Genomic DNA, 24126 nt, shown 5'->3' on the forward strand with positions numbered 1-24126 from the left:
GGAATCCGGCCGAGCCGGAATCCGACAAGGAGAACGCCACCCATGAACAAACGTTCTTTCTACTGGTTGTGGTCGTCGCAGACGATGTCGAACGCGGCCGACATTCTATATGTAACGGCTCTGACCGTGCTTGTGCTCGAAGGAACGGAATCGATCGTCTCGACGATTCTTGTTCCGTTTTTTCGTATTTTCTCGCAGATTATCAGCGGGTTTCTCGCGCCGCTCATGCTGCGCAAATTCCGCCTGCCCCGGCTGATGCTGCTGTCGCAGGGCGGGCAGTTCGCGCTGTTTGCCGCGCTGGTTCTGTATGTGCAGTCGGCCGAGACGAACGTGCCGCTCGCGCCCGTATTCGCCGTCGTATTCGCCATGTCGTTTCTGGACGGCTGGACGACGCCGGTGCGTAACGCGCTTGTGCCGAGACTGGTCGGGCCGGACTGGCTGATGCGCGCGAACGGTCTGATCTCGGTCAGCGACCAGACCGTGCAGTTCGCGGGCTGGGGACTGAGCGGCATGCTGGTCGCTTTTGCGGGCGCGCCGAGAACGATGCTGCTGGCCTGCGCGCTGTACGGGGCGGCCCTGCTCTTCACCGCGCTGATCCGCGAACCGGCGGGCCGGCGGAGCGCGGATGAAACCGAATCGGACGAACCGCGTATTCAGGGAGAAGCCTCTTCGCGCCGGGAAGCGCTGCTCGAAGGCTGGAGCCTGATCTTCCGCAGCGTCCGTCTGCGCACGCTGACGCTGATCGATTCGATCGATATGCTCGGCGGATCGGTCTGGGTCGGCGCGTTCACGCTGCTGTTCGTGCAGCAGGCGCTGGGCCGGGGCGAAGAGTGGTGGGGATTTATCAACGCTTCGTATTTTGCCGGGGCGGTGCTGGGCGGCCTGCTCGTCGTGGCGCTGGTGGGACGGCTGCAAAAAAAGCTGTTTCTCTCGATGCTGGCCGGCATACTGGGCTATTCGGCGCTGACGATCGTATATGCGACGACGGGGATTCCGCTGCTTGCGCTGGCGATCGTGCTGATTATGGGACCGTTTGCGGAGCTGTCGATGGTGGCGCGCCGCACGCTGATTCAGCAGAGCGCGAGCGAAGAAGATCTGCCGAAGGTGCTGTCCGCGCAGGCTACGCTGCTGAATCTAGTATTCTGCGCGTCGCTGCTCGGCATGGCCCGGTTGGCGGAAGTCATCGGGATCGTGAATTTGTATCTGTACGCGGGCGTTATGTCGCTGCTGGCGTTCGGGATCGGCTTCGCGATGCGCGGCAGGTTTGCCGCGGAGATCGCTCCGAACCGACAGGAAGATTAATCTTCTTTTTCAAAAGCTTCCCCGGTGTTAAAGTGTAGAAAAGAACGTTAGGGAAAGGAGACGGATTATGAGTATCGATTTGCGCAAGAAGGCCGAGGAGAACCTGATCAGCCTCTCCAAAACCGCGACCATCTCGCTGAGCAAAAAAGGATTGGGGAACCAGAAAGCGCGCGTTGCGCTGGCGCTGGACATTTCGGGCTCGATGACCGGGCTGTTCTCGAACGGCATCGTGCAGGCGGTGTGCGAACGAACGCTGGGGCTCGGCATGAACTTCGACGACAACGGAGCGGCCGACGTGTTCCTGTTCGGCATGCAGGATTATTCCGTCGGCGAGATTCAAAAAGAAAACTTTTACGAATTCGTCAGCCGGGAGATCCGTTCGAAGTACAGGCTGGAGAACGGGACCCACTACGCCGGCGTGATGCGGCGCATCGCGGAGCACTATTACCCGGGTTCGCTCAGCGTGAAGAAAGGGCTGTTCGGGCTCGGCCGGGATAAAGTCAGCGTCAGCGCGGCGGAGCCGGACGAACCGGTCTATGTGATCTTCGTGACCGACGGCAACTGCTTCGACGGGGACAAGACGGCCGAGCTGGTGCGGCAGACGTCCAAGCTCGGCATCTTCTGGCAGTTTGTCGGGGTGGGGCGGGAAACGTTCCAATTCCTGAAGCAGCTCGACGATCTCGACGGCCGCCTGATCGACAACGCGAACTTTTTCCAGGTCAACGATCTCAAGAAGATCTCGGACGAAGAGCTGTACGACCGCCTGCTCGGCGAATTTCCGGACTGGCTCAAACTGGCGAAGGAGCATTCGCTCATTAAATGAGTTATACTGTAAGCGCAGACTTTTCAAATCAAACGACAGCTCAGACTTCGACTTCAAGGGTTTCGACCGAAATTCCACACAAAACGGAGGCGTATCGACATGAGTTCGTTTCAAAGCTGGCTGAACAAGACCAAGACCGGACTGCAGGACCAGGTGGGCCGTTTCAAAAACAAGGATCTGATGGAGGCCATCGTCGCGGGCTGCGCCGTCGTATCCGTGGCGGACGGCACGATCGATTCGACGGAAAAGCAAAAAATGGCCGGCTACATCGGCCGCAACGAGCAGCTTAAAGTGTTCAATATGAGCGAAGTGATCGAACGCTTCAACCACTATGCGGGCAATATGGAATTCGACGTCATGGTCGGCAAACAGGAATCGCTGCGCGTGATCGCGAAGTTCAAGTCCAAGCCCGAAGTGGGACGCGTAATCGTCGGCGTATGCTGCGCGATCGGCGCGGCGGACGGCGATTTCGATGAGCAGGAGAAAGCGGCCGTGCGCGATATCTGCAACGTGCTCAACCTGAGCCCGGGCGAATTCGGCCTGTAAGATTCGCAGCTTCGTCAATTCGTTAAGTATGAGATGAAACCGCATCCGGGTTCGGCCGTATACATAAGCACGCCGAACGGATAAGACTATTCGGACAAGGCGGCGGAGAGGCCCGGGGCTCTCTCCAAAGTTGTCTTGCTCCCGGACGAGCGGGTATAATTCAAGATAGCTGCATCAACCATACCATTCCAATTGGGAGGGCTATAGACAGCAATGACAATTTCTCTGGTGAAAGGTCAGAAGATCGATCTGACGAAAGGGAATGCCGGTCTGTCGAAGATTACGGTCGGACTGGGCTGGGACCCGGCGGATTCCGGAGGCAAAGGGCTGTTCGGATTCAAAAAGAAAGCGGCGAATATCGACTGCGACGCTTCGGTTCTGCTGCTGAACGAACAGGGTAAGCTCAAAGGCGGCCGCAACGTCGTCTGCTTCCACAATTTGCAGAACGACAACGGATCGGTCGTGCACGGCGGGGACAACCTGACCGGCGCGGGCGACGGAGACGACGAACAGATCCATGTCGATCTGTCCGCGGTTCCACCCGACATCCACCGTATTCTCGCCGTAGTGAACATCTACGACTGCGAAGCGCGCAAGCAGCATTTCGGCATGATCCAGTCGGCGTTTATCCGCATTTTCGAATCCGGCAGCGGCCGCGAACTGGCCCGCTTCAACCTGACGGACGATTATTCGGGAATGACCGCGCTGCTGGCCGGCGAGATCTACCGCCAGGGCGGCGAATGGAAATTCAGCGCGATCGGCGAAGGAGCGCAGGCGCCGCATATCGACCTGCTCGCCCGCCGCTACGCCTGATCGGGACTTAAACACAAGCGTGACTTTAACTTCAATATTGCGCAGCACCCCAAAACCATAACGAAAGAAGGAATTCAATCATGGCAATCAGCTTGCAAAAAGGTCAAAAAGTCGATCTGACGAAAACGAACCCGGGTCTCAAAAAAGTGCTGATCGGTCTCGGCTGGGACACGAACAAGTACGACGGCGGCGCGGACTTCGACCTTGACGCTTCGGCGTTCCTGCTCGGCGGCAACGGCAAAGTAACGTCCGATACGGACTTCGTGTTCTACAACAATCCGAAGAACGCCAACGGAGCGGTTACGCATACGGGCGACAACCGGACCGGCGAAGGCGAAGGCGACGACGAGCAGCTGACGGTGGAACTGTCGAGCGTGCCGGCCGAAGTCGAAAAAGTATCCTTCTGCATCACGATCCACGACGGAGCTTCCCGTTCGCAGAACTTCGGTCAGGTCTCCAACGCGTTCGTGCGCATCGTCAACGAAGAAACGAACGAAGAACTGATCCGCTACGATCTGGGCGAAGACTTCTCGGTCGAAACGGCGATCGTCGTAGCCGAACTGTACCGCAACGCCGGCGAATGGAAATTCAGCGCCGTGGGCAGCGGCTACCAGAACGGACTGGAAGGTCTGGTACGCGATTTCGGTCTGGCCGTATCTTAATAATCGCATAACCCCTATACGCAGCTCCGATCTACTCCCGAAGGCCGTCTTCCTTATAGACGGCCTTTGGCTATAAAACGAGCGGCATTTCGAATGTTAAAAATGGAAACGGAGGAATTTTACCATGACTATCAGCCTCTCCAAAGGACAGCGCATCGACCTGACGAAAACAAATCCGGGACTCAAAAAAGTCGTGATCGGCCTCGGCTGGGATACGAACAAATACAGCAGCGGAATGGACTACGATCTGGACGCTTCGGTATTCCTGCTGCATGAGGACGGACGAGCCAAGGGAATCGAAGACTTCGTGTTCTACAACAATCCGAAAACGCCGAACGGCGCCGTCGTGCATACGGGCGACAACCGGACCGGCGAAGGCGAAGGCGACGACGAGCAGATCCTGGTCGATTTCTCGCTGGTGCCGCAAAACATTACGCGGCTGGGTATCACGGTCACGATTCACGACGCCGAAGCACGCTCGCAGAACTTCGGCCAGGTGTCGAACGCGTTCGTGCGCGTCGTGGACGACAGCGACAACCGCGAAGTGCTGCGCTACGATCTCGGCGAAGAATTTTCCGTGGAAACGGCCGTCGTCATCTGCGAACTGTACCGCCAGGGCGAAGACTGGAAATTCCAGGCGATCGGTTCCGGCTTTGCGGGCGGCCTGGCAGCGCTGTGCAAAAACTACGGACTGGATGCTCAATAATCGGCGCGAAGCCGCTTGAACCGAACCGTGCAAATTCATGTGAAAGGCGGAATTGCGAGTGACGAGCACCATCATTAGAGGCCAAAAGGCCGATCTGACCAAAACCAGCCCGGGGCTCGACCGGATCGTCGTCGGGATGGGCTGGCAGTCGGCGGCCGGGTTCGATATCGACTTCTCGGCTTTTCTGCTCGGCGCGAACTCCAAAGCGACGGCGGACGAAGATCTGATCTTCTACGGCAATCCGGCGGGCGCCGGCGGGGCGATGCAGCTTCAGACGGGCGCCCGCGCCGCTTACGCCGGGGCGACGGACAACGAGCAGGTATCGATCTCGCTGAGCCGCGTTCCGGCGGCCTACGAGCGGATCGCGTTTACGCTGACGCTGTACGACGGCGAGCAGCGGAAGCAGAACTTTACGGGCGTGAACGGCGTGTACCTGCGCATCATCGACGAGCGCAGCGGCTCGGAACTGGTCCGCTTCACGCTGGACCGCACGTCCGGCGTCGAGACGGCGATCGTGGTCGGCGAACTGTACCGCTACAACGGCGAATGGAAATTCAGCGCCGTCGGCAGCGGTTATACGGGCGGACTCGAAGCGCTCTGCCGCAGCTTCGGCATCGACGTGCAGGCCGAAGCGGACCCTCAGCCGCCCCCGCCCGCGGCACAGCCGCCGGCTCCGGCGCCCGCTCCGCAGGCCCAGCCGGCCAAGCCCGCTGCGCCGGCGCCGTCGGCTTCGCCCGCGCAGCCGTTCAACCCGGCGTCTCCGGCTCCGCAGCCGCAGCCGGAGGGCAACCCCGCGCCGCGCAATCTGGGCCGCCCGTCGCAGCAAAGCGGCGGAACGCCGCCCGTACCGCCCGCTTCGCAGGGCGGAGGCGGCTCCGCTTCGCCGCGGGTGATCCCGCCCGCGCCCGGCAGTTCCGCGCCGGCTCCGCAGGCCGGCGCCAATTCCGGTGGCGGCGCGTCTTCGTCGCCCGCGTCTTCTGCGGGAGCGCAGCCTCCCGCCGCGCCGAACCTGCAAAAGATCGAGCTGACCAAGCGCGGCGACAAGATCAGCCTGGAGAAGAAAGCGGGTTCCGATTCCATCGGCGAGATTCTGATCAATCTCAACTGGAATCAGCGCGCAGGCGGCGGCTTCTTCGGCCGCACGACGGGCGTCGATCTCGACCTCGGCTGTTTGTTCGAGCTCAAGGACGGCTACAAAGGCACGGTCCAGGCGCTCGGACGCTCGTTCGGTTCGTTGAACGACGAGCCGTATATTCTGCTCGACGGCGACGACCGGACCGGCACCCGGGCCGGCGGCGAGAATATGCGCATCAACGGCGCGCATCTGCGCGATATCAAGCGCATCGTCGTGTACGCCTTCATCTACGAAGGCGCGGCGAACTGGGCCCAGGCCGACGGCGTGGTCACGATCAAGCAGGGCGCAGGCCCCGATATCGTCGTTCGGCTGGACGAGCACGGCAGCCGCAAAGGCATGTGCGCCATCGCCATGATTACCAATGTGGATGACCAAACGTTCAGCATCGAACGGCTGGTCGAATATTTCTCCGGACACCGCGAGGTCGACCAGGCTTACCGCTGGGGACTCCGCTGGACGACCGGCAGCAAATAATTTTACGCAAAGCAAACTGAACCGAATTCAACCAGAGCAGCCACCTACACTTTACGCACGACGGTTCGTTCCGCCCTTTGCCGAATGTCTGCCCGCATATGTGGAATGCCCGCAGGATCCGCAACAGGCCGCCTCTGGACCGCCTTGAAGGAGAGAAACAGCATGGCGGACTTTTTTCAGAGTTTCTTCGGCAATTTTGCCAACTACTTTCAATGGGAGCACGTAGGCGCTATTCTGAGCGAACCTGCGACCTGGGGTGTGATCGGCACGCTGATTATCCTCGAAGGCCTGCTGTCCGCGGACAATGCGCTGGTGCTGGCCGTCATGGTGCGCCACCTGCCGCCCGCTCAGCGCAAAAAGGCGCTGTTCTACGGGATTCTCGGCGCTTACGCTTTTCGGTTCGTGGCGATCGGGGTCGGGACTTTCCTGGTCAAGATCACCTGGGTCAAAGTGCTCGGCGGTTTGTATCTGCTGTGGATCGCGATGAGCAATCTGTTCGATCTCGAACTCCAGTGGAAACGGATCGGACGCGTGCCGCTGATTCCGAAGATCGGGCGCAAGCTCGCCGAGAACGAAGCCGAGGAAGTGGAAGAGAAGAATTACGGGTTCTGGAGAACGGTGCTCGCCGTCGAACTGATGGATATCGCGTTCAGTATCGACAGCGTGCTGGCCGCTTTCGGCATCAGCCAGGAAGTCTGGGTTCTGCTGCTCGGCGGCATGATCGGCGTCCTGATGATGCGGGGCGTCGCCCAGCTGTTCCTGAAGCTGCTGGAGAAATTCCCGGAGCTCGAACGCGCGGCGTTTATCCTGATTACGATTATCGGATTGAAAATGCTGGTAGCGGCGCTGTTCGATTATGAGCTTCCGCAGGGAATCTTCTACGCGCTGCTGCTGATCGTATTCGGCGGCACGATTCTGCTCAGCTTTCTTCGTCAGCGCCGGCAGGTTCGTTCCGAATAAAAATTTCCGTTCCAAAAGCGGTCCCGGCGCTTTCGAAGCGCCGGCATCCGCTGGTCTCGCAGGCCGATTCCCGACCCGGCTTTCGTTACGAAAAGCCGCGGCCGCGGAATTTTGCCGATCCCTCCGTATACGAACAACTTTCCCGCTGTTTTGAGCGTTCAAGTGAAGCGGGCGGGTTTTTCGTATGCAAGGAGGGCTTTTTTTGGATACATGTACGGGCCTGCGGATATTGGCGGCTTGAAAGACAGGCGTATCGGATTTATATTTTGGGAGGAAGAACCATGCGTTATTTCGATTACTTGTCCACGGAAGAAACTGAAAAGTTGTTTTATCTGGCTCCCGAACCGTTCTGCAACCGCTCGGATAAAAGTCTGCTCGCGCATGCGGTCGGAGCGGCGCTATACATGCCGGCGACGCGCCCGACGATCGCGCGCGATCTCAGCACCGGCAAATACGAAGGATTGACCTCCACGGTGATCGATCTGGAAGACGCGGTCGGGGACCTCAAGCTGGAGGAAGCGGAAGAGTCGCTCGTTTCGCAGATCCGGCAGCTGCACGACTCCGCGTCCGACGGCCGGCTCGACGCCGAATTGCTGCCGCTGATCTTTGTCCGGATTCGTACGCCCGAGCAGGCGGAGCGCGTCCTGGACCGGCTGGGCCGAGCGGCTTCGCTGCTGACCGGGCTGGTGTTCCCCAAATTCGAAGCCCGCACGGGCGAGCTCTATCTGGAGCTGCTGCGCCGCTACAACGAGTCGCGTCCGGAAGGCCGCCCCGTTTTGTACGGAATGCCGATTCTGGAAAGCGCCGAGGTGATCTACGCGGAGACGCGCCAGAACACACTGCTGGGCATCAAAGAACTGCTCGACCGCTACCGCGACTACGTACTGAATGTGCGCATCGGAGCGACCGATTTCTCCAGTTTGTTCGGACTGCGCCGCAAACCGGACATGACCATCTACGATATCGGCGTAATCCGCGACTGCGTGGCAAGCATCGTCAATCTGTTCGGGCGCGCAGGCGACGGGTATGTGATTTCCGGACCGGTCTGGGAGTATTTCAAAAGCGACCGGGTCATGAAGCCGCAGCTGCGGGAAACGCCTTTTCAGGAAACGGCGGGGCGTGAAGGACTCAAGGTGCGGATGCAGTATATCAACAAGTACGTGGACGGGCTGATCCGCGAAGTGGAACTGGACAAAGAAAACGGGATCGTCGGCAAAACGATTATCCATCCGACCCATATCTGCCCGGTTCAGGCGCTGTACACGGTGACGCACGAGGAATACGTCGACGCCGCCCATATTCTGGGCAGCAGCGGAGGACAGATCGGGGTCGTCAAAAGCGGTTACGACAATAAAATGAACGAGATCAAACCCCATCTCAACTGGGCTCGGCGCATCATGATCCGTTCGGAAATATACGGGGTGCTCAATGAAAACCAGAACTACACCGCATTACTCGTCAGATAACGCGTCCTCGGCGGCCGGGAACGCGGCGAGCGAAGGAGACGCTTATACATACGACATGCCGGAAGGACTGACGGTCCGCGTCAGGCTGACTTCCAATCCGTTCGGGCTGCACCCGGACGATCTGTTTCGTATGGCGGCGCGCATCAACAAAAAGCGCAGCTTCCTGTTCGTGAGCCGGATTCTCGGCAAACATATTCCGGTGAATCCGCACAAGTCGCTGCTGGGCGGAGCGGCGCTCGCGCTGCTGTGGCAGCGGCGCCGGGCCGAAGAAGCCGGCGCGTCTTTCGTCTCCGGCGCCGAAACGGGAGCCGGGGCTGCCGCGGTCGAAGGAGCTTCGGCCTACGCGGCCTCGACGGCGGCGCGGGAAGCGGCCGCTTACAGCCTCGAAGACGTCTGCGAGGCGCTGCGGGGCGAAGCTTCGGCTTCGCGCGAACTGCATCGTCGGATGAAAGAGCATCCGCTGCATCTGGAAGAGCCGGCGCTGTTTATCGCTTTTGCGGAAACGGCGACCGCGCTCGGCCACGCGATGTACGACTGCTTCGCGGGCGAGACCCGCTTCCTGCATACGACGCGCGAGGAGCTTGTCGGCGTAGAACCCGTACTGAGCTTCGAAGAAGAGCATTCCCATGCGACGGCGCACCGCTGCTACGCGCGCGAAGCGTCGTTCTTCAGCGGCGGAGACACCGTCGTGCTGGTGGACGACGAAGTGACCACCGGCAACACGGCGCTGAATATTATCCGCGATTTGCAGAGCAAGCACCCGCGGCGGCATTACGTCGTCGCCAGCCTGCTCGACTGGCGCGGAGCCGCCGACCGGGCGCGCTTCGCCGCGCTGGAAGCGGAGCTGGACATCGCGATCGAGACGCTGGCGCTGATCGAAGGCGAGATCCAAGTGGAAGGCGGGCCGGTCGAGCATCTGCCGCAGTCTTCGGCCGATCGCCGCGCGGACGGCGCGGGCGAAGTGCTGCGGCACGATCTGTCGCCGGTCTTCACGCATATTGCCGCGCCATCGGTCGATACGGCCGGAACAGTCTCGAACTGTCCGTATCTGGAACTGACGGGACGCTTCGGCATGTACGAGGGCGACAACGGCACGCTGGACGCGCAGGTTCGCGCGGCGGGAGCGCAGTTGGAAGCGCAGCGCCGCGGCGGCCGAACGCTCTGCATGGGCACGGGCGAATTTATGTATGTGCCGATGCGGATTGCGGCCGAAATGGGCGAGGGAGTGCTGTACCAATCCAGCACGCGCAGCCCGATTCATGTGCTGGACGAGGACGGCTACGCGGTGCGCAGCAAGTTCCCGCACGTCTCGGCCGATGATCCGGACGTGGCGAACTTCTTCTATAACATTCCGGCAGGGGCCTACGACGAGATTTTCGTCTTTTTGGAACGGATGCCGGCCGAAGACCATCTGCGGCCGCTGCTCGGCGCTCTGGAGAGCACCGGCGTTCCGGTGATTCATCTGGTCTTCGCCGGTACGGCCGGAGATGCGCTTATACAGGAGGATAACTCATATGTTGAACGATAAAATCATGGCTAAACCGCTGCCGACGCCGGAGCGGCTCGGCAGCTACAATCCCGAAGACGTGGTTTTCCTGCTCAAAGACCTGAGCGAAGCGAAGCTTGAGCGCGGGACGGAAGACCGCGAGGAAGCGATTCAGGGAGGCACGCATTATTCCGAGATGCTGCCGGTGGAATATCGGCCGACGCCGGAATATCTGGCGCTGTTCCACGAGACGCTGGAAACGACGGCGCGCAAAGTCGCGCTGGCGGCCGGGATCGTCTCGGAGCGTCTGGCGGCCCGCCACGGCACCGACTTCGTGCTGGCTTCGCTGGCCCGGGCGGGCACGCCGATCGGCATCCTGATCAAGCGTTATATCAAGGAAGCCTACGGCGGCGACCTGCCGCACTACAGCATCTCGATTATCCGCGGCCGGGGCATCGACGAGAACGCCGTGCTGTATATGCTGCGCGAGCATCCGGGGCGGCGGATTCAATTCGTCGACGGCTGGACCGGCAAAGGCGCGATCCGCAAAGTGCTGGCGGAAGCCAAAGAGACCCTGTTCTCCAAATACGGCATCGGGCTCGACGACGATCTGGCCGTGCTGGCCGATCCCGGGCACTGCTCGGAAACGTTCGGCACGCGCGAAGACTTCCTGATTCCGAGCGCCTGCCTGAACTCGACGGTCTCCGGTTTGATGAGCCGGACCGTGCTGCGAAGCGACCTCATCGGACCGGACGACTTCCACGGAGCCAAGTATTACCGCGAATGGCTGCCCGAAGACGTATCGAATCTGTTCGTCGACCGCGTGGCCTCCTGCTTCGGCGAGATTCAAGAATATGCGCGGCGCGAGGCGGCGGAACTTGAACGGCTGCCGGAAGCGAACGAATCCACCTGGCAGGGGATGAAGGACATCGCCCGCATCCAGCAGGATTACGGGATCGAAGACGTCAATCTGGTGAAGCCGGGCGTGGGCGAAACGACGCGGGTGCTGCTGCGGCGGGTGCCGTGGAAGATTCTCGTCGACCGGCTGGACAATCCGAATCTGCGGCATATTCTGCTGCTGGCCGAAGACCGCGGCGTGCCGGTGGAGGTATATCCCGAATTGACTTATTCCTGCTGCGGGATCATCAAGCCGCTGAAGGGGGCCGCCGAATGATCTTCGCGAGCGATCTCGACCGGACGCTGATTTATTCCAAACGCGCGATGGGCGGCAGTCACGACGAAGCTTCGGTCATTCCGGTGGAACTGTATCAGGGGCAGCATATCTCGTTTATCTCGCCGGAGACGGCTCGGCTGCTGTCCGAGCTTGCGAAAACGGCGCTGTTCGTGCCCGTTACGACGCGGACGATCGAGCAGTACGAACGCATTTTCTATATCCGGGAAACGCTGAATCCGCAGTACGCGGTGACGAGCAACGGCGGCAATGTGCTGGTGGACGGCAAACCCGACCCCGACTGGCAGCGTCATGTGGCCGAAGCGCTGGCCCGCAGCGAAGACGCGGAGAAAGTGATCGAAGCGTTCGATCGCATCTCTTCGCCTCATTGGGTCAAGTCTTACCGCCACTCCGACAATTTGTTCTACTCCGTTATTCTGGACCGCGAAAAGATGCCGCTGGACGTTGTCGAGCAGTTTCGGCAGGAATTGGCCGCGATGAAGTGGAATCTGTCCGTACAGGGACGCAAAATGTACCTGGTGCCGGACGGCGTCAGCAAGGGAGCGGCGCTGCTGCATGTCAAAGAGCGCACGGGTGCGTCGCGAATCGCCGCTTCCGGCGACTCGCTGCTGGACGAAAGCCTGCTGAAAGCGGCGGACTTCGCCATCGTTCCGCGCCACGGCGAGATTTATGCGGCTTATATGGAATCGGGCGTTTATACGTTTACCGAACGGGACGGCATGGGCGCCGCGGAAGACCTGATCGTCAAAGTGTCCGAATGGTTCGCGCGCCCGCCCGAAGAAGTCGGTCTGCCGCGTCCTTGAGCCGATAAACGAAACCATCCGCCCCGCAGCGCCGTAATACACGGTAATTCCCGCTCTTTGAACGTTATGTTCGCCAATAATTTCTGGATAGAGGAAGATGAACGATGAAAAAGATATGGCTGAACCGCTGGTTCTCCGTCGCCTACCATTACGTCAATTTGATTCGCGGCAACGAGGACGGCAAGCAGTTCGTTTTTTACGGCACGCATCCCAATATCGACCACGTTTCGCTGAGCGCCTGCGATTTCAAAGAAACGGAACCCGAAGTCGAAGGCGAAGAGTATATCCGTTTCTGCCTGGACTTCTGCAAGCGCAACGGGATCGATCTGTTTATTCCGCGTCTGCATATGGAATTGATCGCGCATCATCTGGACCGCTTCGAAGAGATCGGCACGCGCGTAATGGTCTGCGGCAATATCGAACTGCTGGAGAGCATGATGAACAAAGAGAAATTCTATCTGTCGCTCGAAGGCAAAGGCGTCGTGGATATTCCGGAATACCGGGTGGTCAATACGGCGGAAGGCTTTGCCGACGCTTACCGCGAGCTGTCGCAAAGCGGAAGCCGGGTCTGCTTCAAGCCGACCGAGTCGGAAGGCGGAATGGGCTTTCGCATCATCAAGGAAGGCAGCGGCGATCCGCTGAAAGAATTGTACGGCTGGGTCACGCTGGAGACGACGTTCGACGAAGCGTACCGGACACTGTCGTCGGTCGAGCGCTTCGACGATCTGATGGTCATGGAAATGCTCGAAGACGAAGAATACAGCATCGACTGCCTGGCGGACGCCGAAGGCCGTCTGCTGACGGCGATTCCGCGCCGCAAGTCGGAAGGCCGCGTGTATCATCTGGAACAATCCGGAGAACTGCTGGCCCTGTCGAACCGGATTGCGGAAAATTGCCGCATTCCCTATGCTTTTAATATTCAGGTGAAGTACAATAAAGGTGTGCCCAAATTGCTCGAAATCAACCCGCGCATGTCCGGCGGTTTGTATATTACCTGTTTGTCCGGCGTGAATATCCCGTATCTGGCCGTTCAGGCCGCGTTCGGGGAAGAATGCCGGCCGCCCGAGCCGGAATTCGGCATCAAGGCGAGCTATGTCGAGCAGGCGGTGCGGCTGGACCGCTTTTCCCCGGAATCGGGGACGCCGCAGCTTTAGAATTCAACGGTCCGGCATGCGCAGCCAACCCGCTATCAAGCTGGAGGTGTTAAAGCATGATCGATTATATCAAACGCTACGGCCTGGCGATTACGGCTTTTATTGCCGGTTATGCGGCCACGTTTATGGTCCGCGACTATCTGCCGGTGGAAATTTCCATGCTGATTCCCGGCGGCGCCGTTCTGCTGGGCATCGGCGCATTCAAGCGGCGCAAGCCCAAGCCGACGTCGATCGACGTCTCCGCCCAGCCGGAAGTTCTGCCTCCGAGCGGAAGACAAACCGGGATACCGGCGGTCGATGAAGCGGTCACGCGCCGTCTGCGCGAAGAAGAAGCCGCCCGCAAGCGCAATCCCCAGCCGGCTCCCGCCGCCGCGCAGCCCGCGCCGACGCCCGCCAAACCGGCGCAGGAGCCGGACGAGCTGTGGGACCCGGTGCACGAGTACATCTCGGTGATCGAAGAACTGATCATTTCCGAAGGACAGAAGAACTCGCTGGACGACGAGATCGTCGAGAAAACGACTTCGCTGCTGGCCCGCTTGTCCCGCCTGATTCCGCAGCTCAAAGAACTGAACGACAGCAAGGTCAACCACAATATCCAGCGCCTGGTCTTCAAAGACCTGAACGGCGTCATCAACCCGTTTCTGAAGCTGAGCGGCGAAGCGAAGCGCAAGAACCGCAGACTGCTGCTGGACGGAATCAAAGACATCAACTCCCGGCTGTCGCTGTACGTCGAAACGATCGAGCATCGCGATCTGCTGGAACTGCAAAGCCGGATCGACCTGATCCAGCAGCGCTACCGGACTTCGGATTAAAGGAGGAGAACACATGTCCACGAATCTTGCGGTTGAACTGAAAAAGAACGATCTGGATAAAGTCGAACAGGAAGCGAAACAGGTGATCCAGAAAGTCGCGAACACCGACAATTTGCAGCTCGACGAGCTGATGGATCAGATCGGCCGGATGGGCCAGCGCACGATGGAGAAAGCCGGGCAGTCGCTGGAGATGCTCCAGCGCCCGGTCGGCGATATGGTATCGGGCAAGCGTTCGGACGTCAGCAACAACATCCTGCGCCTGCGCAGCGAGATCGATTCGCTCAGCAAGAGCAAGCAGCTCGGTTTGTTCGACAAAATCATGCGCAAAACACCGCTGAAGAACTACATATACAAATATCAGTCGGTGAAAACGAATGTCGACGCCATCGTTCTTTCGCTGCGCAACGGCAAAGATACGCTCGAAGAAAACATGGTCTATATGCGCAACCTCAAACGGACGGCGATCGAGGAAGTCTACAATCTGCAAATGCGGATCGCGATGGGCAACCAGCTCAAGACGCTGTTTGAAGAAGAGATCGGGAAGCCGGAGAACGCGGGCCGCAAAACGACGCTGGAGCGCGGTCTGCGCAAAGTCGTGACCCGCATCCAGTCGTTTACCGAGATGATTATGCTGTACCAGCAGGCGATTGCCGGCGCGGATATCATCAACGACAACAACGACAAGCTGATCGATTCCGTCGACGCGACGATCGACAAGACGCAGCACCTGATTACCGTTTCCGCCATGATCGCGCTGGCCCTGCAGGACCAGATGGAAACGATCGAAGCGGTCAATACGGCCAACCAGACGCTGCAAAACATGTTCGAGGAGAACTCGCGCATGCTCAAAGAAACGACCCAGAAGACCAACGAACTGCTCGGCAAGCCCGCGATGCAGCTCGAGGCGGTCGAGCGCGCGATGGGCGACCTGTTCTCGGCGATGGATCTGTACGAACAGTCCAACCGCAGTATCATCAAATCGGCTACCGAGCAGACGGGCCGCATGACCGAGATCAACAAACAGATGAACGATCGGCTCGGCCTGATGCAAAGCGGAGGCGCGGACGCTCAGCCGACCCGCATCGAAGCGCAGAAAGAATCGCAGCAGCTGCAATCGATCTCGAATCTGCTGGAGTGAAACCGCCGCAGCGTGCGAACAATGAAAAGGGAGGACTGCAACAGAATGGACATCAAGATCCTGGAGGCTCGCATGGAGCGCCGCGACGATAAAAGTTATATGGGCAAAGTGGAGTTCGAAGTCGAAAACCACAAAGAGCCTTACGAAATTACGATCTACAGCAAAAGCGGGAATGCCTGGGAGTACAGCCTGCATTTCCTGAAAGACCCCGGACCGGAAACGGAAATTCTCGCGTTCGAAGAGTTTATCGAGAACGACGACGAAGCGTTCGACCGGCTGGTGGACGCGGCCTGGGATTCGATGGGGGACGAAGAAAAGGACGGGGCTTCGGAAGAAGATGAAGGGTCCGATCGTTCGGAAGAGTAGATCGGTGAATGGCATGGAATGGGGAAAAGAAAGTCGCCGCTTCGCGATTACAGCGAAGAAGGGCGGCTTTTTTGGTGTTTTGTGCGGGGGGCTGAAAGATTTAAAAGATTTAGATTTGCCGGGTTTGGTGACTTTAAAAATTCGATTGGAATCGCTCCGTGGAAAGCTTTGAACGCGGTTGACCCATCCGCGTTCAAAGCTCTGAATCAAGGCGCTGATTAGGAATTTTCAAAACTATTTAATCAAAATATTCCCGAAGGGAATGGCTTCTCTCAAGATCCGTTTCACCAATCCGTCGTCTTCCATATGCTGCTGAAGTTCCTGGCTGCGGGAGCCGCCGGCCTGGACCAGGACATGGCCTGTGCCGGTCATTTTCCAATGATAGCTCATATGCTGGCTGGCGAGGTGGTTGCCGTAGACGGCCAGGTCCAACCGGGCGTTCTCGGGGTAAGCGAGGATGCTGCCGGCGTTGACGTAGACCGGCTCGGTTTCGTGCAGTTCGAGCTGGAATACGGTACCTTTGGTCATGACGCCGATCTGTCCTTTGCCGGAAAACTTCATTTTGATCGCGTCCTGGGTAATCAGCATATTTTTCAGCTTCAAGATCCGGCTTTTCATCTCCACGCCGTCGGTGTAGAAAAAAAGCTGGCGGAAATCGTACAGCATATCGCCGCCTCCGCCGAGGTCGAGCGTTTGCAGGCCGATTCCCGGCGGGAGCGAGGCGGTAAACGTGCATCGGCCGGTAAAGTCGGCCCGGATCAGCTTGCGTTTGCGCATCATGCGGCTGACTTCCAGCAGACGGTCGCTGCGGTTGCCGGGGTCGCCCCGGTAGGCGATCACCTGCTGGGGATGCAGCACGTGGGCGGTATCGCCTTTGTTCAGGGAGAACGTGAATGCCTGGGAGCCCGACGAGCCGTTGCTTTGTTCGCGTGTAATCTCCATTTCAGGCCTCCCTCAGCGCCGGCCGCGCAGGCCGAAGCGAAGTACGCGGGTAAACAGGAAGAAGCCGACAAACAGCGCGACAAGCACGAAAATAACGATCTTCATCGTGCGGGAGCTTTTCTCGCGTTCTTCCCGCAGCGCGTCGAGCGCGGCGACGGTTGCCTGGAGCTGTTTATTTTGTTCGTTCAGCTGCGCATTTTGTTCCCGGTACGTATCCAGGTCGTCGCGGTACGCTTCGAGATCGGAGCGGGCGCTGCTTAGTTCCGCTTTGGTGCTTTCCAGTTCGGACATGGTCTGCTCGTAGCCTTCGCGCAGCTTGTTCACTTCGCCCGGAAGCTGGCCGAACGTCTCGATTCCGTTGACGACGTCGTCGAACGGATTCCAGGCCGCCTCGGCGCGCGGGGCGTTCGGCAGCAGAAACAGACCGGCCGCCAGCAGGGCGGGAAGGCTTGTCCGCAGTCCGCGGGCAAATTTGGTATGCATGAATGTCACCTCGGTGTAGGAGTTCGGGACGGGAGCGGCGAAACCGCCGATTGCCGCACAAAATAGAAGGCGTTTGATAATCGGAAGAAACGGGTATACATAGGGATGCGCCGCAACGGCGCTTGGGAATTGACCGGCATCGGCGCCGCGCCGTCCGGCCTTCGCGCATCAAGCTTTATACGTAAATCAGTGTACCGAAGTTCCTTCCCAAACGCCAGTTTCGCTCTTTTTCAATCCATTCATCCCCGTACTCGCTTATAAACGGAAATTCAAATCGCTAAACCGACAGGAGAGACCTTTCATGCATACGCCAAATACGAATATGAAAAAAATTATGATTACGGTAAACGGAGAACCGGTGGGCAGCGGCCTGCTGCTGGACAGCGTGACTTTTCGCCCGCTGAACGATTGCGCGGAGCTGACGGATCCGGCGCAGGAGACGGCGAACGAACAGTAAGCGGCGCTTATCCCGCCCGGTATTGAATGAAAAACGCTTATCCCGACGAATCCGGCAGCAACCGGAATTCGCAGGAAAAGCGTTTTTTTGTGCCGCTGTATCTCGATCCCATGTAACAAGCATTCCTGTCCAACCGTATTCCTCAGATCTTGAAACGGTCGATCAGCGTAAACAGGTCTTCGGACAGATGCGACAGCATATTGGACGAAGCCTGGAGCTCCTGCATCGACGCGTATTGTTCGCTGGCGGAATCGGCCAGCAGGCGAGAGCGTTCGTGCGTGCCGTCGGCGATCGAAGCGCTGAGCTTGATCCGCTCGGCAATCGCGCCCGCGTCCTCGCTCAATCTCTTCACATCCTCCATCGCCGCGTCCGCGTTGCTGCGCGAAACGGCCCAGGCGCTGCGGATCGCGCCGAACGAACCGGAGGCGGAAGAGAAAGTATGCATGCCGCGGTCGGCGGCCGAAGAAACGGTATTCATCACGCCGGAAGCCGCTTCGATCTGGCCGAGCGTCGAATCGATAATGCCGTGGATCTGCCGCACGGCCGTGCCGGAGCGGTCGGACAGCTTGCGGATACTGTCGGAGACGATCGCGAAGCCCCGGCCGTGCTCGCCGGCGCGCGCGGCTTCGATCGCCGCGTTCAGCGCCAGCAGATGCGTTTCCTCGGAGATCTCGGTAATCACGCCGAGAATCTGGTGAATCTCCCGGGAATGGGTGCGCATGTCCTCGATCGCCGTTTTCATTTCGCGGATCGCGCTGGAGGTCAGCTCCATCTGCCGGGACGCCTGTTCGAGTTCGCTGCCGGCGGCGCTGGAATGCTGCTCCGATTCCGACGATTGACGAGCCAGTTCTTCCATGCGGATCAGCACCTGAGCGGCGAAAGTCGTAATCTTCTCCAGCAGCTCCGAGCTTTCCGCCAGCGAGCCGCGCTGCCGCAGCGCTTCCTGTTCGAGATGCATCGTCACGTCGTGGATGCGTTCGCCGGTCGTGCCGGTCTGAACGGCGCTGGCCGTCAGCTGCTCCGAAGCGGCCGCCACTTGATGGGAGCTGTCGCGCACTTCCGACAGCAGGCCGCGGAAGCTGCCCGACATGGCGTTGAAGTCGGAAGCGAGTCTTGCGGTCTCGTCTTTGCCGCGCACCGGCAAAGCGTCGAGGCTGAGATCGCCTTCCGCCAGCAGGCGGGTGCGTTCGGACAGCCGCACGACCGGGGCGATCATTCTGCGGATAATAAAGTAAGTCGCCAGCAGCGCCGCGGCCAGCAGCAGAGCGCCGATCAGCAGCGGCAGCTCGAAGACGGACAGCGTGCGCTCCTGGATAATGGACGAGTCGAAGTTGATTGCCATCAGCGCGATTACTTTGCCGTCGGTGGAGTAGATCGGGCCGTAACCGGTCTTCAGCCCGACGCCGTCGTAAGTATACACGTCGGAATATGTACCGTGCGTCATGGTCGCGGCCATTTCGCGATCCTTGTCGGCAAAGCGGAAAGAATCGCCGGCTTTATAGCCGCGCGAGCTCAGCCGCGAGTCGGCGGCCAGAATCTTCCCATCGAGCGAAAGGATAAAAGCTTCTTTAAAAATCGGTTTGTGCTGAGTGATCCAATCGATCTTGCCCTGAATTTCCGTAAGCTTTGAAGTGTCCCCCGCCGCCAGCGCCTCGACGTCTTCCGGCGCCACCAGTCCCGTTGTAATATTCGCGCAGCCCACCAGCTCGATGCCGGCCGCTTCGTCGACCTGCCCGTAAGCGGCCCGGTAAGCAAGCGCTCCTACGGTTAACCCGACAACAAGAAACAAAGCGATCATGGCGGTGGTTATTTTTCCGGCCAGCTTCATATCGTACAACTCCCCTATAGTCACAGTCGCACAAGCTCATCCATGCCGCCGCCCATTCCAGGCTGCAAAGATCTCGCCTGGTAACGGGCCTGCGCACGATGAAGTTCTACGTTCTTATCCTGCAAGATAGCGACATAACGCGGCTGTGAGAAATGTCATAAAAACGAGCGATAGAGCAAATTTTAACGAACAGTTTAACCTGTAACTGGAAAGGGAGGCGAAACGTAATCGTCAAGCCCGGAAAACGCAAAAAAGCGGATGTTCTTTTCTCCGAAAGGAGAAGCGAACATCCGCTTTGAACGCGCGGTTCGGCCGGTATAAAGCCGGCTGCGCACCGCCGTATCGTATTATTGATTTTTGACCGTCACGGAGATTGTGAAGGTCTTGCTGCCGAATTTGCCTTTGATCGTGGTCTTGCCTTCGGTCAGCGCCGAAATCTGGCCGGAAGCCGAGATGGTCGCTACCGCCGGCTTGGAACTGGTCCACGTGGTGGCGCCCGCTGCGTTTTCTTCCGCGCCGGTATCGTAAGTCGCGGTTACGATCGCGGTCGCTTTCGCGCCCGGAGCCAGCTTCAGCGTTTTCTCGTTGACGGTCAGCTTGGTCAGCTTGGGCACGACGCTGACTTTCGCGGAGAGCGAGTAGCCCTGATAGGAGCCGCTCAGCGTCGCCGTTCCCACGGCTACGCCTTTGACGCTTGCACCGGTCACGGTCGCCACGTCCGGATCGGACGATTCCCAGCCGACTTTGCTGCCCAGCGAGACTTTGGAACCGTTGGCGTAGTAGCCGGTGACTTTAATCGCTTTGCTTTTCTTGATATTGAGTTCGACCGCGGTCGGTTCGACGACGATCTTCACGATTTTTTGTTCCACTTTGACCGGCACGCTGATCGTTTTGTTCAGGTATGTGCCTTTGAGCGTAGCGGAGCCTTTGGTCAGGCCTTTGATCGTCTGGCCGTCTTCGGTCGTTTTGAGTACGACGTTGGTGCCGCTGACGGTCCATTTGACCAGCGAGGACACGTCTTTCTCCGCGCCGTTCTCCCACACCGCGTCCACTTCCGGCAGGGAAGAAGACTCGCCCACGACGAGGCTCAGCGTTTCGTCGGGACCGAGCAGCACGAGGACTTTCTCGTTGACGGTCACTTTGATCTCGATCTTCTCGCCGCGAACCGATACGTTGGACGACGGCGTTTGGACGGAATCGGCTTCCGGCAGAGCGGCGCTCAGCGTAACCGTTCCTTCGGACTTGGCATGGAATTTACCGCTCTCGATCGAGACGATCTCGTCGTCGCTCGACGTCCACTTGAGGTCGCCGCTGAGATCGAGCTTGGTCTTGTCGAGCTTGACGCCGCTGATTTTCGGCAGAGCCTGCGATTCGTCCCTGAACAATTCGAATTCGCTTTTCTCGGTCTGGAGATCGGTCAGGGTCGGGTATACCGTTACTTTCAGTTCTTTGGAAATGCCGCCGTAATCGGCTTTGATCGTCGAGGTGCCGAGCGCTTTGGCCGTGATGCGGCCGCCCGAGACGGTAGCCGCCAGCGGATTGCTGGACGTCCATTTGGCCTGGTCCGACACATCGAGCGAAGAGTTGGCGCGGTCGCGCACTTCGGCTTTGGCCGGCAGCGTTTCGTCCATAAACAGGATTACGCTGTCGGACGGTTCCAGCAGCAGCGCTTCGTAAGGAGCGCGTACATACACGTCCACGCTTGCGGTCACGCCCAGGTACTGCGCCGTGATCGTCGCTTTGCCGGCGGACGCTACGGTCAGGACGCCGCCTTCGACCGAAACGACGCCGGAAGCGGAAGAGCTCCAGTTGGCGTCGGCCGTGATATCGTGCTCGCCGCTGCCTCCGGCGGCCGGAGCGACGGATTTGAGGCTGACTTCGTCGCCGACGAGCAGTTCCAGCTGCGAAACGGCTTTACCGCTCTGGCGAAGCTCCAGCGAGGAGTAAGGCAGCTCGACGGTCGCTTTGTAGGTGGCGGTCAGTCCTTGATACTTCGCGGTAATCGTTGCCGTGCCTTTGCCGACGAGCGTGATCTGGCCGGCATCCACGGTCAGCACGGACGAGCTGGAGCTCGACCAGACGGCCAGGGAGGTGACGTCGGTAACGGCGTCTTTTTCTTCGCCGCCGGTTGCTTTCGCCGCGATCTTCAGATCGCCTGCGGAATCGCCCAGCTTATATGTACCACTCTTGGCGGCTTCGAGGGCGAGCTTCGTATACGGATAAGAAGCGGAGACTTCGACGGTCGCTACGGCGCCTTCATAGACGGCCGTGATGATGGCATCCCCGCTCGACTTCGGCGTCACCAGTCCTTTGACGACCTGCGCGACGTCTTCGTCGGAAGAGCTCCAGGCTGCGGATGCGGTAATGTCTTTCTTGGTCGAAGATCCTTCGACGACTGCGTATACTTTGAGCTGCTTGGCGGATTGGCCGATGACCAGTTCCTTTTTGGCCGAGTCGTCGAACGAGATCGACGTGACGTCGCCCGCGGCGGCAAACGCTTGAGCCGGGAAAACGAGGGCGGCGATCATCAGCAGGGCGGCCAGGGTACGGATCACACTTTTTTGTCGAATCATGATCTACTCCTTTGAAAATAAAATTGAAATAAGGGAATCGAAATACGTTTGGCCGGCATCCCGTCCGGTCCGTCTTTATTTATATCGTAAAAAAATCCCCAGACATTACCTTTTGCAGTTAAAAACATGAAATTGGTTAATTAGGCCTAAGAAATTCGCCGCGGAACAGGAAGATTTTCGTCTATATTCGTTTTGGAACGTATGTTCGATCAATGCGCAAAAAAATAAACGCACTCCGAAGGAATCCCGCTGCGCATCAGGAAGCGCTCGAACGATTCGCCCGGCAGCGGCTCCGTATCGCTCGTCAGCAGCAGCATGGCGAAATGGTTGGCCTGCCGCTCCAACTTGCCCGCGCTGAAAAAAGAATGTTCTTCGATAAAAAAGCGGTTTACGCCTTTGTGCAGCCGGTCGTGGCCCAGTTCGTGCGCGCAGACGAAATTCCGCCATTCCTCGGGCAGCTGCTCGTTGATGACGATAAAACGGCGGCGCAGCTTGCGGTAATACAGCCCTTTGGTCGATTTGCCGAGGTCCATATAGCGGATATGAATGCCGAGCGCCCGGGCGATGGCAAACGGATCGGCCGTGCGGGTCGTGGCAATCAGGCGTTTGACGAGTTTGTCGATAGGGTCCACCGTCCGTTTCCTCCTTTGCCGGGTAGTCGGTCCTTCGACCGCTATCTGCGTTTGTTCATCTGCTTCGCTTCCCAGAACAGCCCCGTCAGCACGTCCTTGATCCGCTGTTTGTCTTCTTTGTCCAGAGGAATGCCGTCGAACATCAGCTCTCCGTCTTCTTCCAGCATTTTTTTGAAATCGCGCTTGTCGCGGGAAGTCGCCCAGCTCGGGGCCGAGCCTTCCTGGACTTCCGGCAGATAGCCGGCTTCGTTCATCATTTCCTCGTAAGGAACGCCCAGCGCCTGCGCGATCTTGGCGATGGTCTGAGGCTTGGGGACGCCCCGAAGGCCGTGCTCGATGCGGGAGATCTGCGACGTGCTGACGCCCGCCGACCCGGCCAGACGGTTGATGCTCCAGCCTTTGCGTTCGCGAACCTGTCTCAAGTAACTGCCGAACCGGTTTTCCATGTGCGCACCCTTCCTCGCTTCGTCAATTTAGCCGGCCCGCCTCGTGCGGCGCTTCGTCTCTTACTAATATACCCAATATCCGGAGCCGGGTAAATGCACATCGTAAAAATATTGCCAAAAGGCGGAAAGCGCGCTGTATAAGGGTTTGAGTCGGAGTGTGGAAAGAAGCCCTAAAAATTGTCTTTACGCGGTTGGAAATCTTATGGTAAGGTTACAATATAAATGCGAACAAAATGCGAACAAGACCTTTAAAAGGAATTGATTTGCTTAAAATTTTGCCAAAAGACAAAGGAGCGATCACGATGAACGATGCCCTGAACCTGCCCAAGCTGGACCGCCGCAAGACGCAGGCCGCGATCGAAGCCGCCATGGAGAAGTACCGGATCTACAAAACGATTACGTTCGAGGAAAAAGAATCCCGGCTTACGGCGTCGTACAGCGACGTTCCGTCCGGCTACACCGGCGTAACTTCGGACCCGACCGCAAGAACGGCCGTCTACAATGTGGATATGCCGGCGGCCCGCGCCGCTTACTGCGAACGGATCGAACGGATCGTCGAGCGGCTGAACGAGCGGGAACGGCTGCTGGTGCGCGAGCGTTATATGAAGCAGGACGACGTTTTCGACTATAAAGTGTACAACCAGGTGTTCGATCCGCCGGTCAGCAAAGACACGTACGTGAAGGTGCGCAGCGGCGCGTTCTACAAAATGGCGCTGTCGCTGTCGGCGATGGGGATGCTGCCGCTGGACGACCTGCTGGCCAAAAGCAAAGAAGGCGGCGGACGCCGGACGGACAAGCGGGCTTGAGAAAACGCGCGTTCTCCGGAGAGTTCCGGCGGATTCGCGTACAAGAAAAGTCGACCCGGACGGAAACCGTTTCGGGTTTTTCTGTGCGCGCCGAACTTTTTTTGAATTTTTTTTCGTCAAA

General features: G+C 58.8%; 25 protein-coding genes. 19 read left to right on the top strand and 6 right to left on the bottom strand.

Annotation, left to right across the window (positions count from 1 at the left end):
- The first annotated feature begins 42 nt into the window (after nucleotides 1-42).
- The 17 genes from QWJ34_RS01905 to QWJ34_RS01985 all read left to right on the top strand — a co-directional run bounded on the left by QWJ34_RS01905 (nucleotide 43) and on the right by QWJ34_RS01985 (nucleotide 16010).
- Complete coding sequence (locus QWJ34_RS01905; protein WP_302725356.1) at nucleotides 43-1302, top strand: MFS transporter; 1260 nt, start codon at nucleotides 43-45, stop codon at nucleotides 1300-1302.
- Between the two features lie 67 nt (nucleotides 1303-1369).
- Entirely contained in the window at nucleotides 1370-2125 is a 756-nt protein-coding gene (locus tag QWJ34_RS01910) for a VWA domain-containing protein (RefSeq protein ID WP_302725357.1), read from the top strand.
- A 99-nt stretch (nucleotides 2126-2224) separates the two neighbouring features.
- Nucleotides 2225-2671: a tellurite resistance TerB family protein gene (locus QWJ34_RS01915; RefSeq protein ID WP_302725358.1), complete on the top strand. Its 447-nt coding sequence runs from the start codon at nucleotides 2225-2227 to the stop codon at nucleotides 2669-2671.
- Between the two features lie 213 nt (nucleotides 2672-2884).
- Nucleotides 2885-3484, top strand: a complete 600-nt coding sequence (locus QWJ34_RS01920) for a TerD family protein (protein WP_302725359.1) — start codon at nucleotides 2885-2887, stop codon at nucleotides 3482-3484.
- 77 nt (nucleotides 3485-3561) lie between these two features.
- A complete protein-coding gene (locus tag QWJ34_RS01925) occupies nucleotides 3562-4146 on the top strand; it encodes a TerD family protein (RefSeq protein WP_302725825.1) in 585 nt (194 codons plus the stop codon).
- A gap of 124 nt (nucleotides 4147-4270) precedes the next feature.
- Complete coding sequence (locus tag QWJ34_RS01930; RefSeq protein WP_302725360.1) at nucleotides 4271-4852, top strand: TerD family protein; 582 nt, start codon at nucleotides 4271-4273, stop codon at nucleotides 4850-4852.
- 58 nt (nucleotides 4853-4910) lie between these two features.
- On the top strand, nucleotides 4911-6461 hold the full coding sequence (locus tag QWJ34_RS01935) for a TerD family protein (protein ID WP_302725361.1): 1551 nt from the start codon (nucleotides 4911-4913) through the stop codon (nucleotides 6459-6461).
- Nucleotides 6462-6623: 162 nt separating this feature from the next.
- Complete coding sequence (locus QWJ34_RS01940) at nucleotides 6624-7421, top strand: TerC family protein (RefSeq protein ID WP_302725362.1); 798 nt, start codon at nucleotides 6624-6626, stop codon at nucleotides 7419-7421.
- Nucleotides 7422-7702: 281 nt separating this feature from the next.
- Nucleotides 7703-8887 (top strand): HpcH/HpaI aldolase/citrate lyase family protein, encoded by a 1185-nt coding sequence (locus tag QWJ34_RS01945; RefSeq protein WP_302725363.1) that lies wholly within the window; start codon nucleotides 7703-7705, stop codon nucleotides 8885-8887.
- Nucleotides 8850-10415, top strand: a complete 1566-nt coding sequence (locus tag QWJ34_RS01950; protein ID WP_368046215.1) for a phosphoribosyltransferase domain-containing protein — start codon at nucleotides 8850-8852, stop codon at nucleotides 10413-10415. Before QWJ34_RS01945 ends, QWJ34_RS01950 begins: the two co-directional genes overlap by 38 nt.
- Nucleotides 10402-11547, top strand: coding sequence for a cysteine protease StiP family protein (locus QWJ34_RS01955; RefSeq protein WP_302725364.1), 1146 nt, complete (start codon nucleotides 10402-10404; stop codon nucleotides 11545-11547). The genes QWJ34_RS01950 and QWJ34_RS01955 overlap by 14 nt, the downstream gene beginning before the upstream one ends.
- A complete protein-coding gene (locus tag QWJ34_RS01960; protein WP_302725365.1) occupies nucleotides 11544-12368 on the top strand; it encodes an HAD family hydrolase in 825 nt (274 codons plus the stop codon). Before QWJ34_RS01955 ends, QWJ34_RS01960 begins: the two co-directional genes overlap by 4 nt.
- A 104-nt stretch (nucleotides 12369-12472) precedes the next feature.
- Nucleotides 12473-13522 (top strand): ATP-grasp domain-containing protein, encoded by a 1050-nt coding sequence (locus tag QWJ34_RS01965; RefSeq protein ID WP_302725366.1) that lies wholly within the window; start codon nucleotides 12473-12475, stop codon nucleotides 13520-13522.
- Nucleotides 13523-13578: 56 nt separating this feature from the next.
- Complete coding sequence (locus tag QWJ34_RS01970; RefSeq protein WP_302725367.1) at nucleotides 13579-14334, top strand: hypothetical protein; 756 nt, start codon at nucleotides 13579-13581, stop codon at nucleotides 14332-14334.
- Between the two features lie 13 nt (nucleotides 14335-14347).
- Nucleotides 14348-15472 (top strand): toxic anion resistance protein, encoded by a 1125-nt coding sequence (locus tag QWJ34_RS01975; RefSeq protein ID WP_302725368.1) that lies wholly within the window; start codon nucleotides 14348-14350, stop codon nucleotides 15470-15472.
- 45 nt (nucleotides 15473-15517) lie between these two features.
- Entirely contained in the window at nucleotides 15518-15838 is a 321-nt protein-coding gene (locus tag QWJ34_RS01980) for a hypothetical protein (RefSeq protein ID WP_302725369.1), read from the top strand.
- Between the two features lie 4 nt (nucleotides 15839-15842).
- Nucleotides 15843-16010 carry a hypothetical protein gene (locus QWJ34_RS01985; RefSeq protein WP_302725370.1) on the top strand — a complete coding sequence of 56 codons (168 nt, stop codon included), beginning with the start codon at nucleotides 15843-15845 and terminating at the stop codon, nucleotides 16008-16010.
- 62 nt (nucleotides 16011-16072) lie between these two features.
- Here QWJ34_RS01985 and QWJ34_RS01990 read toward each other — a convergent pair whose 3' ends face one another.
- Together QWJ34_RS01990 and QWJ34_RS01995 are read right to left on the bottom strand one after the other, a co-directional pair.
- A complete protein-coding gene (locus QWJ34_RS01990; RefSeq protein WP_302725371.1) occupies nucleotides 16073-16780 on the bottom strand; it encodes an AIM24 family protein in 708 nt (235 codons plus the stop codon).
- A 12-nt stretch (nucleotides 16781-16792) separates the two neighbouring features.
- On the bottom strand, nucleotides 16793-17263 hold the full coding sequence (locus QWJ34_RS01995; protein WP_302725372.1) for a coiled-coil domain-containing protein: 471 nt from the start codon (nucleotides 17261-17263) through the stop codon (nucleotides 16793-16795).
- A 301-nt stretch (nucleotides 17264-17564) separates the two neighbouring features.
- On the opposite strand from QWJ34_RS01995, the gene QWJ34_RS02000 reads away from it, so the two are divergent.
- Complete coding sequence (locus QWJ34_RS02000; protein WP_302725373.1) at nucleotides 17565-17720, top strand: hypothetical protein; 156 nt, start codon at nucleotides 17565-17567, stop codon at nucleotides 17718-17720.
- 142 nt (nucleotides 17721-17862) lie between these two features.
- On the opposite strand, the gene QWJ34_RS02005 is transcribed toward QWJ34_RS02000, so the two are convergent.
- From QWJ34_RS02005 to QWJ34_RS02020, 4 genes are all read right to left on the bottom strand, one after another.
- Entirely contained in the window at nucleotides 17863-19548 is a 1686-nt protein-coding gene (locus QWJ34_RS02005) for a methyl-accepting chemotaxis protein (protein WP_302725374.1), read from the bottom strand.
- Nucleotides 19549-19895: 347 nt separating this feature from the next.
- Nucleotides 19896-22121, bottom strand: coding sequence for an Ig-like domain-containing protein (locus tag QWJ34_RS02010; RefSeq protein ID WP_302725375.1), 2226 nt, complete (start codon nucleotides 22119-22121; stop codon nucleotides 19896-19898).
- A 209-nt stretch (nucleotides 22122-22330) separates the two neighbouring features.
- Nucleotides 22331-22744 (bottom strand): ImmA/IrrE family metallo-endopeptidase, encoded by a 414-nt coding sequence (locus tag QWJ34_RS02015; RefSeq protein ID WP_302725827.1) that lies wholly within the window; start codon nucleotides 22742-22744, stop codon nucleotides 22331-22333.
- 50 nt (nucleotides 22745-22794) lie between these two features.
- A complete protein-coding gene (locus QWJ34_RS02020) occupies nucleotides 22795-23199 on the bottom strand; it encodes a helix-turn-helix domain-containing protein (protein ID WP_302725376.1) in 405 nt (134 codons plus the stop codon).
- 302 nt (nucleotides 23200-23501) lie between these two features.
- Between QWJ34_RS02020 and QWJ34_RS02025 the strand changes: the two genes are divergently transcribed.
- On the top strand, nucleotides 23502-24005 hold the full coding sequence (locus tag QWJ34_RS02025; RefSeq protein WP_302725377.1) for an ArpU family phage packaging/lysis transcriptional regulator: 504 nt from the start codon (nucleotides 23502-23504) through the stop codon (nucleotides 24003-24005).
- Nucleotides 24006-24126 lie beyond the last annotated feature (121 nt).

Origin of the sequence: Saccharibacillus sp. CPCC 101409 (assembly GCF_030518235.1) — a bacterium.
GTDB lineage: Bacteria > Bacillota > Bacilli > Paenibacillales > Paenibacillaceae > Saccharibacillus.